Source organism: Cryobacterium sp. TMT1-19 (genome assembly GCF_004403055.1).
In the GTDB taxonomy this organism is placed as follows: Bacteria; Actinomycetota; Actinomycetes; order Actinomycetales; family Microbacteriaceae; genus Cryobacterium; species Cryobacterium sandaracinum.
On the sequence record NZ_SOHB01000066.1, the window covers coordinates 1 to 12,038 of the forward strand.

Genomic DNA, 12,038 nt, shown 5'->3' on the forward strand with positions numbered 1-12,038 from the left:
AGGGACTCATTGCCCAGGATACGGCGGCACCGTACCGAAATGTCAGCGGCGGAGGCGACCCTGGCCGCATCGACCCGGCGGCCGAGGTCTTCGACCGTGACCAGCACCATCATCGCGTCCGCCTCGCCCAGGAGGGAAAAGGACACCGAATCCAGCACTGCCGCGGCCAGATCACGCGCCTGCTGCAACTGCTGCACGAGGGCTGATTGTGCACGGGGTGCCTGCGCGAGGGGTGACTGCGCGAGGGACGGCACCGCCTGCGGTGAGGCGGTGGGGTGGTGCGGAGTGGGGGCTCCAGCCATGCCTCAATAGTAGACGTATACGAATGTACAGTCAAGGGCTTCTGCACGAGTATAGAAAGTATTTCGGTCGGCGCGGTGCCGTGGTGTTGGCTACGCACCGGCATCCGTTGCTGTGATCTCAGGCACCCGGGCTCCCTAACGAATTCGACGGAGATTTTACCGATTTCGAGCCCAAACGGATGCTGTGGGCCGGTTCTGAGCAAAATCTCCGTCGAATTCGTTCGGCCGATGGCCACGGTTGGAAGCTTCGCGATGGGTTGGGAGGTTGGGGCGCCTTCAGGCTGAGCCAGCAGCAGCAACAGCAACGGCAACCTCAGCCTGCAGCGGAAGCGCCCGGACGCTCTCGAAGCGGCGCAACTCCCCGTCGATCGGATCGGTGAAGGTCACCTCGCTCGCCAGGAGCTGCAGCGGGCGGGTGAAATCGTCGAGCGCGACATCCTGAACGACCGGGTACACCGGGTCATCGATGATGGGGATCCCTAGGCCCAGCATGTGCATCCGCAGCTGATGGGTCTTTCCGGTGCGCGGCGTCAGCCGATAGACGCCCGTGTGCTCCAGAACGGTCTCCAGCTCGATCAGCGACTCGGCATTGGCCGGGTCGTCGGTCACCTCGGCCTGCCAGTGGCCGCGCCTGCTCGTGAGGTGGTTGCGCACGGTGACGGGCAAATCCAGATCCGGCCGCAGCGGGGCCAGCGCCCGGTAGGTCTTTTCGACCTCGCCGCGTTGGAACATCGATTGATACTCCCCACGCCAGCGCCGCTCCGTCGCCAGAACCACGAGGCCCGATGTCACCCGATCCAGGCGATGCAACGGCGAGAGCTCGGGAAGTCCCAACTCGGCGCGCAAGCGCACCACCACACTCTGTACAACGTGTCGGCCGCGCGGAATGGTCGAGAGAAAGGCCGGCTTGTCGATCACGACGAGTCGGGCATCCCGATGCACCACGTGGATGGTCCCGGGCACGACTGTCTCATCGGCGAGATCGCGATGAAACCAGACAAAGGTACGCGGGCCATAGGGGTCGCTGCCCACGACCAGCGCGCCCGACTGATAGGCGAAGCGTTCCCCGGCCAGAAACCCGGCGACATCGACGAACTCGGCGAGTCGCTCGAGCAACCACGCACCCATGGTCGGCCACGGATGCGGCCCGGCCCGGCCCCCATCCGGCGTGCATACCCAGGCAGCGTCAAGCCCGTGGCGCTGTGGCAACGGGGAGGGCGGTGGCATTCACCGATCGTACGCCGCCCGGCAACCGCTCCACCAACTCGGAGACACCGGCGGCGAGCCGAAGCACATGACTGCGAAACCCTACAGGTAGTATGTGAATCGCACCCCAACCACTAGATGTGGTTCTTTCGCCCGACTCAGCGTCCCGCCCGATTGCCGTGGGTACCGACCCAAGGAGATGGCAGCGCGTGCTGAAAATGGAAAACCCCGGCGCAGGAAACCTCACGACCGAGCATGCTCTGGGCGCGCTCATGGTGGCCAAACGGGACGGCCGCCTGCTCGCCTTCGACAACGCCCGCATCTACGCGGCACTGGCCAAGAGCTTCACCGAGGTGAACGGCGAGTTGACCCCGCTCACGCACCGCACCATCCGTGACCTGGTCGCTCGCGTCGACCGCGAGATCGCCTCGCGCTTCGCGGTCGACATCAAGATCTACGAGGTGCAGAACATCGTGGAACACGCCCTGCTGGACAGCAAGGAGTACGACGCCGCCGAGGCCTACACCAACTACCGCATCCAGCGGGACTTCGCCCGCAGCAAGGCCACCGACATCAACCACTCGATCATAAAACTGATCAGCAAAGACGAGTCGGTCGTCAACGAGAACGCCAACAAGGACAGCGACGTCTTCAACACCCAGCGCGACCTGACCGCCGGCGCGGTGGGCAAGGCCATCGGCCTGAAGATGCTGCCCCCGCACGTCGCCAACGCCCACCAGAAGGGCGACCTGCACTTCCACGACCTCGACTACCACCCCTACGCGCCGATGACGAACTGCTGCCTGATCGACTTCACGACGATGCTGAGCCAGGGCTTCCGAATCGGCAACGCCGACGTCAACCCGCCCCGGTCGATCCAGACGGCGACGGCCCAGATCTCGCAGATCATCGCCAACGTGTCGTCGAGCCAGTACGGCGGATGCTCGGGGAACCGCATCGACGAAGTTCTCGCCCCCTACGCCGAGAAGAACCTCGAAAAGCACCTGGTCGACGCAGGCAAGTGGATCGCGGATAAGTCGCAGCACCGGTCCTATGCCGAGGAGAAGACCCTCAAGGACATCTACGACGCGATGCAGAGCCTCGAATACGAGATCAACACCCTGTTCACCTCGAACGGGCAGACCCCCTTCACCTCCCTGGGCTTCGGCCTCGGCACCAGCTGGTTCGAGCGAGAAATCCAGAAGGCGATCCTACAGATCCGGATCGAGGGGCTCGGCAGCGAGAAGCGCACGGCAATTTTCCCGAAACTGATCTTCACCATCAAGCGCGGCCTCAACCTTGCACCGAACGACCCGAATTACGACATCAAGCAGCTTGCGCTGGAATGTTCCACCAAACGCATGTACCCCGACATCCTCAACTACGACAAGATCGTCGAACTCACCGGCAGCTTCAAGGTGCCGATGGGCTGCCGCTCGTTCCTGCAGGGCTGGACCGACGAGCAGGGCAACGACGTCTCCGAGGGTCGGATGAATCTCGGAGTCGTGACGCTCAACCTGCCCCGGATCGCCCTCGAGGCCGCCGGTGACAAGGACAAGTTCTGGAGCATCCTTGCCGAACGGGTGAGCACGGCGCGCGACGCCCTGCTCTTCAGAATCGACCGGTGCAAAGAAGCGACCCCGGAGAACGCCCCGATCCTCTACATCTACGGCGCCTTCGGCCAACACCTGAATGCCGGTCAGCCCGTCGACACCCTCTTCAAGAACAAGCGCGCCACCGTTTCCCTCGGCTACATCGGCCTCTACGAGGTGGCCGCGGCCTTTTACGGCGGTGACTGGGAGTCCAATCCCGAGGCGAAGGACTTCACCGTCGAGATCCTGCGCACGCTCCATGGGCGCACCCAGGAGTGGAGCACCGAGTACGGCTACCAGTTCAGCGTGTACTCGACGCCGAGCGAGAGCCTGACCGACCGGTTCTGCCGACTCGACACCGCGAAGTTCGGCGCCGTGGCAAACCTCACCGACAAGGACTACTACACCAACAGCTTCCACTACGACGTGCGCAAGAGCCCGACGCCGTTCGAGAAGCTGGACTTCGAGAAGGTCTACCCGGCGTACTCCTCCGGCGGGTTCATCCACTACTGCGAATACCCGATCCTGCAGCAGAACCCCAAGGCACTCGAGGCGGTATGGGACTACTCCTACGATCGCGTCGGCTATCTGGGCACCAACACTCCGATCGACCGGTGCTACGCCTGTGGCTTCTCGGGCGACTTCGACGCCACCCCGCGTGGGTTCGAGTGCCCCGAGTGCCACAACGCCGACCCGATGACCTGCGATGTCGTCAAGCGCACCTGTGGCTACCTCGGCAACCCGCAGGCCCGCCCGATGGTGCACGGCCGGCACACCGAGATCACCTCCCGGGTCAAGCACATGCCGGGCGCCACCGGCATCCGTGGGGCGGATGCCGCGGCATCCGTCGCCGTGGATGCGTAACCCCCGGCCCGGCGAGTGGCTGTCGGAGAAACTGAGCCAGCGGTACGTCGGCGACTACAAGCCCTTCGTCTTCGTCGACGGCGAGGGGGTGCGGTGCAGCCTGTACCTGTCCGGTTGCCTGTTCGCCTGTGAGGGCTGTTTCAACGAGGCCACCTGGAGTTTTCGCTACGGGCAGCCGTACACCCAGGAACTTGAGGATCGGGTCCTGGCCGATCTCGGCCAGGAGTACGTACAGGGCCTCACCCTCCTCGGCGGGGAGCCGTTCCTCAACACAGGAGTGTGCCTGGCCCTCCTCGACCGCGTGCGCCGGGAGCTCGGCACGTCGAAGGATGTGTGGTGCTGGACCGGCTACACGTTCGAAGAACTGTTGCGGGAGAGTGCGGACAAGCTGGCCCTTCTCGGCACGATCGACGTTCTGGTCGACGGTCGGTTCGAACTGGCCAAGCGCGACCTCAAACTGCAGTTCCGGGGCAGCAGCAACCAGCGGATCATCGACGTTCAGGAGTCCCTGGCCAGTGGACAGGTGACGCTGTGGGGCGGGCTCACGGACGCGACCGGCACCTTCGAACAGATCGAGAAACGGAACCTGATCTAGGTCAGAACAGCGGCCAGGGCACCGCGGGCATGTCGCCGCGCGGCGCAGGGAACCGCCCCTCAGAGCGCAACCGGTCGCAGCGTGCAGCCAGTGCGGCGATCTCGGCGTCGGTGAGCAACCCGGCGAGGATGTCGCCGAGCTCGCCGGTCAGCTGCGCACTGACCCGGTCGATCCCGTCCAGCTCGTCGGCGATGAGCTCGTCGCCCAGCCAGCCCCAGAGCACGGTGCGCAACTTATGGTCGACGTGAAAGGTGAGGCCGTGGTCGATGCCGTGACGGTGCCCGTCCGGCATCGCCAGGATGTGGTCGCCCTTGCGATCGGCGTTGTTCACGATTATGTCGAACACGGCCATGCGTCGCATCGCTGCCGAGTCCTCATGGATGAGGGTCACCGCACGATTGTGCTCGTCCCGGCCGTCGAAGACGCGACGCCAGCCCGGGGTCGGCGCGGCTTCCCACGGGACGAGGTCGACGGCATCCTGATCGGGATCGGTATGCTGCCACAGCTGCACCATCCCCCGGCCCATCGGGCCACCCCGCAGCCAGGTCCGAGGCACGACGTTCCAGCCGAAGGCCTGCGAGACCAGGTAGGCCGCGGCCTCGCGGTTGGCGAGGTTGCCGTCGGGAAAGTCCCACAACGGATTCTCGCCGACGATGGGCTTGTAGACCACCGTGAATCCGCCGATGGTGCCGAGGAAGGTCGCGTTCGAGGCCGTCGTGATGCGTCCCGTGAGCTCGAGCTCACCGTCGAGCTCACCGTCGAGGGCGGCATCGTGCATCAGGGGCTGCCGGGGAGGGTGCAGGTGTGTCCGTCGGCGTCGATGGGGTTGCCGCAGAGCGGGCAGAGGGGGCGGCCGGCCCCCACCACCTCGCGCGTGCGCTTGGCGAAGGCCCGGGCGGTACCGACGGGCATCCGTACCAGGAGCATCTCCGCCGGCTCCTGCGTGATCGCGTCGAGCAGATCCTCGTCGGGCACGTCGTCACTGGCCGGATCGACTTCCACGAGCGGATAGGCCTCAAGCACGACCTGCACGGTCGAGGGGTCCCAGCCCAGGCTCATCCCGCCGGTGCGGAATTCCTCCGCGACGGGCTGATCCAGCGGCTCGTTGTCGACGAGTTCGACGGGGGTAGTGCTTGGGATGCTGAACGGGTTGCCCTCATGGCTCATCAGCTGGTCGAGCATCTCATCGATTTTCTCGGCGAGCAGCGCGGATTGTTGTTTCTCCAGGGCGATGCTCACAATCTGAGCTCCGGTGCGCACCTGCAGGTAGAACGTGCGAGAACCAGGCGGACCGACGGTGCCGATGACGACACGATCCGGCCAGGCAAACTCATGGACGATTGTGGGCATGTGGGTATTTTAGGCGACCGTTGTGTGCGGCGCCTGACCAGCCCCGCCACCCACCGGCGCGTCGGCCAGAGGGGCGCTGGCGCCGAGCCAGGCGAGGTCGCCGGCATCCGTGTTGATGGCGTGCACGCTCGGCCGGCTGGTGCCGAAGCGCACGATCGAAACGGATGCCGGACCCACGTTGATGCGCTGAAAGAAGTCGAGGTGCATGCCGAGCGCATCGGCCAGAACGGACTTGATGATGTCGCCGTGGCTGACCGCCACCCACACCGCGCCCGGACCGTGCTCGGCCTCGAACGCCGCATCGTGACGACGGATGGCGGCGACCGACCGGGCCTGCATGGTCGCCATCGACTCTCCGCCGGGAAAGGTGACGGCCGACGGCTGAGACTGCACTGACGACCAGAGCTTCTCCTTGGCGAGATCGCCGAGGGCTTGGCCCTGCCACTCACCGTAATCGCACTCGGTGATGTCCTCCTCCACCGGCGTCACGAGCGAGCCGGCCTGGTGGTCCAGGATGAACTGAGATGTCTGCCGGCAGCGCTCCAGAGGACTCGACACCACGCCGACCAGCGGCACCACGGCCAGGCGCTTGGCCGTGAGGGCGGCCTGGTCCTGCCCGATCTGGTCGAGCCGAACGCCGGCAGCGCGGCCGGCCAGCATTCCGGTGGCATTTGCGGTGGTGCGGCCGTGCCGCACGAGGATGACTGTGGCCATGGGTACAGCCTAGACAGGCAGGGTGGGAACGGAGCCCGGCCAGACGATCTGATGCTTGAGGAAGTCGGATGTCACGTCGCGTCCTCCAAGCTGACCGCCGGCACCGCCCACGCGGTGCAGTCAGCTGGACTCTCCGTGACTCAGTCGGTCGGGTCGGTGATGAACCCCTCGTCGATCATCCAGGCATAGGCCACATCAGCGGGTTCCTTCCCGTCGACGTCAACCTGACGGTTCATGCCGCGCAGAACCTCGTCGGTGAGCTTGGGTGAAATCCGGGCGAAGATCTCTTCCAGGCCGGGGGTGGCCTCGATCGACTCGGTGAAGAAGACCGGCGCGACGTTGTACGCAGGGAAAAACGCGAGATCGTCGATCAGAACTGTGAGGTCGAGCGCGTCGAGTCGACCGTCGGTCGTGAAAACCTCGCCGAAGTTGCAGGCCCCGTCGTCGGTCGCGCTGTAGATCGCACCGGTGTCGTAGATTCCGATGTTGCCATTGGGCACCCCGTCAGCGGCGCCACGTTCGAGTCCGTAGTGGGCGAGCATGGGGTTCATGCCGTCCGGCCGGGAGTTGAATTCGGATTCGACGCAGAAAGTGCGATCCTCGACCGGCAACGCGGCGAGTTCGGACATGGTCGTGATGCCGCCGAGCTCGGCGACCGCCTCACTGCGCACAGCCAGGGCGTAGGTGTTATTCATCGGGGCCGGTGCGCCCCAGGTGATGCCGTTCTGGATGTCGATGTCATACACGGCTTGCCACATTTTGTCTTGGTCGGCGATCGACTCGTCCTGACCGAGGTAGGTCAGCCACGCGGTTCCGGTGTATTCCCAGAGCACGTCGGCCTGACCAGAAAGAATCAGCTCGCGGGTCGGCTGGCTGCCGGGCAGATTGCTGAGGTCTGTGACGTCGAATCCCGCGGCGGTCCCGGCGAGCACCGCGATCTTGCCGAGCAGTAGCTGCTCCGTGAAGTTCTTGGACGTGACCGTGAGGTCGACGCCCTCGGCGCCCTTGAGCGGGGTGATCGACCCAGGTCCGACCGCGGGAACGTACGAGGTTGCCGGCTTCAGGCCGCAACCGGTCAGAGCGACTGCGGACAGGGTGAGGAGACTGGCTGCCACCCCCCAGCGGCCCAGGGACGTGAGGCGGGTGCGAGAAGACGAGCGATACATCTAGAGTCCCTTCGGGCGGGCGATGTGTTCCACAACGCGGCCGACCCAGTCGATGAGCAGGGCGAGCAGAGCCACGAGCAGCGATCCGGTGACGAGCACGGGGGTGAGGCTGAGATTGACGCCCGTAGTGATCAGGATGCCGAGTCCGCCGCCGTTGACGAACGTGGCCAGGGCCGCGGTGCCCACCAGCAGAACGAGAGCGGTGCGCACGCCCGACAGCATGACCGGAACGGCGAGCGGGAGCTCCACCCGAAACAATACGGCGGCGGAGCTCATGCCCATGCCTCGTCCGGCCTCGATGAGGCGGGCGTCGACCTGCTGCAGGCCCACCATGGTGTTGCGCAGCACCGGAAGCGCGGCGTAGAGCACGAGACTCAGCGTCGCGGCCCAGAAGCCGAAGCCGACCCAGAACGCGAGCAGCACGACGACGCCGATCGCGGGGGCCGCCTGACCGAAGTTGGCGATGGCGAGCACCGGAGCGGTCAGAAACCGCAAGGGTCTGCGGGTCAGGGCGATTCCCAAGGGAATCGCGATGACCAACACGATCACCGCGGCGAGCAGGGTGAGCTGGATGTGCTCCACCGTGTAGACCCAGAGCGCGCCGGGAGCGAGGGTGGTGAGCACGATCGGCGACAGGTTGGCCGTCAGCAGCCAGATCACGAGCGCCAGGAACGCGAGCAGGATGCCGGCCAGCTGGTAGACCAGTCCCCGCCAGGATCGCCACACCGTGCGCGCACGGCTGACCGGTAGGCCGGTCGCAGTCGGGTCGCCCGGCGTTTCAACGGCGGAATCGCCGCCGGCAAGGCCCGCCTCTGTATGCGGGGTGCGGGTACTCACTGAACGGACCGCGCGTCAGCGCCGCTGGGATCGGTCTCGATCAGGTCTGCCTCGGCGGCAGACACCTGCGCCTGGAACAGGCCGGTGTTCAGCCCGACGGGGGCTTGGTCTGACTCAAGCACGGCAGCGGACTGTGACCGGGTGATGGCGTCCATCACGGTTTGAACGTCGATGACGCCCTTGAACATGTCGCGGCGGCCCGTGACGAGCGCGGCCCCGGCGCTCGAGACGAGCATCGTGTCGAGCGCGTCATTGAGCGTGGCCCGCTTGCCGACGAGCGGGAGTTTCGGGTCGGGAACGTCGCTGATGACCTCGAGGCGGCCGAGCTGGCGCGCGGAGAGCCACTGGATGGGTCGGCGACGCTCATCGACGATGACCGCGTGGCCGTGGCCGGTCTCGACGACGCGGGCCAGCACATCCGCTGCCCGTTCACCGGGTTTGCCCACGACGGCGTCGCTGAGGCTGACCTCCGCCACCCGCGTCAGGGTGAGCTGTTTGAGGCCGGCGCCGGACCCGATGAAGTTTTCGACGAACTCGTTGGCCGGGTCGCCGAGGATGCGTTCCGGAGTGTCGTACTGCACGAGCTGGGCACCCTCGTTGAAGATGGCGATCCAGTCGCCGAGCTTGACGGCCTCGTCGAAGTCGTGGGTGACGCAGACGATGGTCTTCTGCAATTCTTCCTGGATGTTGAGCAGTTCGTCCTGCAGGCGCAGTCGGGTGATCGGGTCGACGGCGCCGAAGGGCTCGTCCATCAGAAGCACGGGCGGGTCGGCCGCAAGGGCGCGCGCCACGCCGACGCGTTGCTGCTGGCCGCCGGAGAGCTCCTTGGGGTATCGGTCGCGGTAGAGCGCCGGGTCGAGGGAAACAAGCTCGAGAAGCTCGTCGACGCGGGCCGCGATGCGGGCCTTGTCCCAGCCGAGCATCTTCGGCACGATGCCGATGTTGGTGGCGACCGTCATGTGCGGGAAAAGTCCTCCGGCCTGAATGACATAGCCGATGCCTCGGCGCAGGGTGTCGCCGTTCATGTCGGTGACGTCGTCGCCATCGACGACGATGCGACCCTCGGTCGGTTCGATGAGCCGGTTGATCATCTTGAGGGTCGTGGTCTTGCCGCAGCCCGAGGGACCGACGAGCATCACGATCTTGCCGGCCGGGATCTCCATGGTGAGACCGTCGACGGCGGGGCGCGCCTGGCCGGGGAACCGCTTGGTGACGTGGTCCAACAGGATGCTTGCACCCGTGATGCCGGTGGGGGTGACGGATTCTTCGGTGCTGCTGGATTCAGCAGGGTTGGATGCAATGTTCTCAGACACGGATACCTCGAGGTGTGGTCAGGCGGCCGAGGCCGAGGAGAAGGAGATCAAGAATAAGGGCGAGCACGACAACGCCGATGACGCCCGTCAGCACTGACTCGAGGGAGTTGGCGCCGCCGAGTCGGGATAGGCCGGAGAAGATGAATCCACCCAGGCCCGGGCCGAGGGAGTATGCGGCGATCGCGGCGACACCCATGACCATCTGAGCGGATACCCGAACGCCCGTGAGGATGATCGGCCAGGCGATCGGCAGTTCCACCTGCAGGAGCGTGCGAAACCGGCTCATGCCGATGCCGCGGGCGGATTCCACGATCGATGGAGCGATACCCGACAGGCCCACGACCGCGTTCCGCAAAATGGGCAGCGTGGCGAAGAACGCCACCACGACGACGGCCGGAGGGACACCGAAGCCGAGCGGCGCGATGAGCAGTCCGATGAAGGCAAACGACGGGATGGTCAGGCCGATGGCCGACACCGAGTTGGCGATCCCGGTGAGCGCGGAACTGCGGTAGACGAGCGAAGCCAGCACGACGGCGATGACTGTCGCCAGGATCAGGCACTGAACGACAAGGCTGAAATGCTGCCAACTGCTGAATAGGATCTGCTCATACTGATCCCCTAGAAAGTCCAACACATCAAAACCTCTTCGAGTCGAGAACACACCGATTCACCGCCACCGGCACGGGCGCAACGGGAGGCGCGGATGCAGAACTGGATGGGGACGCAGGCTGTGAGCCTTTGGTGAGGGTTGCTGAGTATTCTCGCACGGCCACCCCCCTATCGCCGCAGCGAGATATAACGGACCGGTGTGCGCCTGACTGACCGACGGGATGCTCCTCTAGGGTGTGAACACCGTTTACGTCAGGAAGCAGCTGAATGAATTTCGATCTCGCAGGCAAGACAGCCCTCGTCACCGGCGCCAGCTCGGGCATCGGCAGTCACTTCGCCCGAGCCTTCGCCGCGACGGGGACGAGCCTCATTCTGGTGGCCCGCCGAACCGAGAAATTGGAGGCTCTCGCATCCGAATTGCGCAAGCAGAACGGGATCGACGTCCACGTCATTTCGCAGGACCTGAGCGAGCCCGGTGCGGCCGCCGCGGTCGAGCACCAACTCCTCGACCAGCAGATCACCGTTGATGTTCTCGTGAACAACGCCGGCTTTGGAACCAATGCGCGCCTGGTCGACGAAGACCGAGCCCGCCTTCACTCGGAAATCGCTCTGAACGTCAGCACGCTGGTCGACCTGACGGCTGCCTTCCTGCCGGGCATGGTGGCCCGAGACTCGGGCATCATCGTGAACATCGCCAGCACCTCGGCGTACCAGCCCGTGCCCGGGATGGCGGTCTACGCAGCCACGAAGGCGTTCGTCCTATCGTTCACCGAGGCCGTCTGGGGCGAGACCCACAACACCGGAGTGCGGGTTTTCGCGGTGAGTCCGGGTTCCACCGACACTGAGTTTTTCGACATCGCCGGTTCGCAGTCACCCGGCAAGCGAGTGCCGGCCTCGAATGTCGTCGACGTGACCCTGGCTGCCATCAGCGCCAGAAAATCGGTGCCGTCCGTGGTTGTCGGTGCGCGCAACAGAGTCACCGCATCGCTCGTCGCGTTCATCCCGCGCAGAACGGTGATCACACTTGCCGGTTCGATCTTCCTTCCCCGGGGCTAGCCGATCGGTCTGTGGCTCCCGGAAGGTCAGATCCAGTGCCAGGTCGAGAGCGGATTCGGCCAGGGCACCATCGGCGTGCGGCCCGGTGTCGCCGCCTGGCTCGACCTGACCTCGAAGGAAGGGCACGTGCGCAAAAAGCTCGATGGCGACGTGCTCCCGACGCGTCCGAGCCGACCGTCGCGGTGCGTGCGCGCACCCAGTTCGGCAACATCAGCATCCAGCGCGCGGTGAACTCGGCGCCGAGGAGGTTGTTGCAGCGCCATGCCCGGCCTCGCACCAATTCGACGGAGATTTTGGGTCAGACACCCGTTTTAAGCCTCAACGCGCTGTTTAGAGCAAAATCTCGGCTCCCCTGCTCTATCCGTGGGTGTTTCGGAGCGCCTTAACGGCCGCACGCCGCTTCCTGTCTAGGTTTCTGACTGTCAAAGGAAAGA

General features: G+C 65.3%; 12 protein-coding genes. 3 read left to right on the forward strand and 9 right to left on the reverse strand.

Annotated features, from left to right (window positions below):
• Both E3T40_RS14960 and E3T40_RS14965 read right to left on the reverse strand, forming a co-directional pair.
• Positions 1 to 302: hypothetical protein (locus E3T40_RS14960; RefSeq protein ID WP_134544555.1), on the reverse strand; the 302-nt coding region annotated here is incomplete at its 3' end.
• Between the two features lie 276 nt (positions 303 to 578).
• The gene (locus E3T40_RS14965) at positions 579 to 1,418 is read right to left on the reverse strand and encodes a pseudouridine synthase (RefSeq protein WP_241981801.1); all 840 of its coding nucleotides are present in this window, start codon (positions 1,416 to 1,418) and stop codon (positions 579 to 581) included.
• 308 nt (positions 1,419 to 1,726) lie between these two features.
• Between E3T40_RS14965 and nrdD the strand changes: the two genes are divergently transcribed.
• Both nrdD and nrdG read left to right on the forward strand, forming a co-directional pair.
• Positions 1,727 to 3,964 (forward strand): anaerobic ribonucleoside-triphosphate reductase, encoded by a 2,238-nt coding sequence (gene nrdD / locus E3T40_RS14970; RefSeq protein ID WP_134544571.1) that lies wholly within the window; start codon positions 1,727 to 1,729, stop codon positions 3,962 to 3,964.
• Positions 3,957 to 4,559: an anaerobic ribonucleoside-triphosphate reductase activating protein gene (gene nrdG, locus E3T40_RS14975; RefSeq protein WP_134544560.1), complete on the forward strand. Its 603-nt coding sequence runs from the start codon at positions 3,957 to 3,959 to the stop codon at positions 4,557 to 4,559. Before nrdD ends, nrdG begins: the two co-directional genes overlap by 8 nt.
• A gap of 1 nt (position 4,560) precedes the next feature.
• On the opposite strand, the gene E3T40_RS14980 is transcribed toward nrdG, so the two are convergent.
• The 7 genes from E3T40_RS14980 to E3T40_RS15010 form a co-directional block, all read right to left on the reverse strand.
• On the reverse strand, positions 4,561 to 5,337 hold the full coding sequence (locus tag E3T40_RS14980) for an SCO1664 family protein (RefSeq protein ID WP_134544562.1): 777 nt from the start codon (positions 5,335 to 5,337) through the stop codon (positions 4,561 to 4,563).
• The gene (locus E3T40_RS14985; protein WP_134544565.1) at positions 5,337 to 5,909 is read right to left on the reverse strand and encodes a DUF3090 domain-containing protein; all 573 of its coding nucleotides are present in this window, start codon (positions 5,907 to 5,909) and stop codon (positions 5,337 to 5,339) included. Before E3T40_RS14985 ends, E3T40_RS14980 begins: the two co-directional genes overlap by 1 nt.
• 9 nt (positions 5,910 to 5,918) lie before the next feature.
• The gene (locus tag E3T40_RS14990) at positions 5,919 to 6,623 is read right to left on the reverse strand and encodes a histidine phosphatase family protein (protein ID WP_104171183.1); all 705 of its coding nucleotides are present in this window, start codon (positions 6,621 to 6,623) and stop codon (positions 5,919 to 5,921) included.
• A gap of 140 nt (positions 6,624 to 6,763) precedes the next feature.
• On the reverse strand, positions 6,764 to 7,789 hold the full coding sequence (locus E3T40_RS14995) for a glycine betaine ABC transporter substrate-binding protein (RefSeq protein WP_134544568.1): 1,026 nt from the start codon (positions 7,787 to 7,789) through the stop codon (positions 6,764 to 6,766).
• A complete protein-coding gene (locus E3T40_RS15000) occupies positions 7,790 to 8,515 on the reverse strand; it encodes an ABC transporter permease (RefSeq protein WP_134544573.1) in 726 nt (241 codons plus the stop codon). It lies immediately after the preceding gene.
• Positions 8,516 to 8,622: 107 nt separating this feature from the next.
• Positions 8,623 to 9,870: an ATP-binding cassette domain-containing protein gene (locus E3T40_RS15005; RefSeq protein WP_104171244.1), complete on the reverse strand. Its 1,248-nt coding sequence runs from the start codon at positions 9,868 to 9,870 to the stop codon at positions 8,623 to 8,625.
• Positions 9,871 to 9,931: 61 nt separating this feature from the next.
• The gene (locus E3T40_RS15010; RefSeq protein WP_104171185.1) at positions 9,932 to 10,573 is read right to left on the reverse strand and encodes an ABC transporter permease; all 642 of its coding nucleotides are present in this window, start codon (positions 10,571 to 10,573) and stop codon (positions 9,932 to 9,934) included.
• A 242-nt stretch (positions 10,574 to 10,815) separates the two neighbouring features.
• Between E3T40_RS15010 and E3T40_RS15015 the strand changes: the two genes are divergently transcribed.
• Positions 10,816 to 11,604, forward strand: a complete 789-nt coding sequence (locus E3T40_RS15015) for an SDR family oxidoreductase (RefSeq protein WP_104171186.1) — start codon at positions 10,816 to 10,818, stop codon at positions 11,602 to 11,604.
• Positions 11,605 to 12,038 lie beyond the last annotated feature (434 nt).

Coding starts and splice junctions, on each gene's coding strand:
- E3T40_RS14995 (WP_134544568.1), bottom strand. CDS start 7,789: ATGTATCGCTCGTCTTCTCGCACCCGCCTCACGTCCCTGGGCCGCTGG.
- E3T40_RS14990 (WP_104171183.1), bottom strand. CDS start 6,623: ATGGCCACAGTCATCCTCGTGCGGCACGGCCGCACCACCGCAAATGCC.
- nrdD (WP_134544571.1), top strand. CDS start 1,727: ATGGAAAACCCCGGCGCAGGAAACCTCACGACCGAGCATGCTCTGGGC.
- E3T40_RS14985 (WP_134544565.1), bottom strand. CDS start 5,909: ATGCCCACAATCGTCCATGAGTTTGCCTGGCCGGATCGTGTCGTCATC.
- E3T40_RS15015 (WP_104171186.1), top strand. CDS start 10,816: ATGAATTTCGATCTCGCAGGCAAGACAGCCCTCGTCACCGGCGCCAGC.
- E3T40_RS14980 (WP_134544562.1), bottom strand. CDS start 5,337: ATGCACGATGCCGCCCTCGACGGTGAGCTCGACGGTGAGCTCGAGCTC.
- nrdG (WP_134544560.1), top strand. CDS start 3,957: ATGCGTAACCCCCGGCCCGGCGAGTGGCTGTCGGAGAAACTGAGCCAG.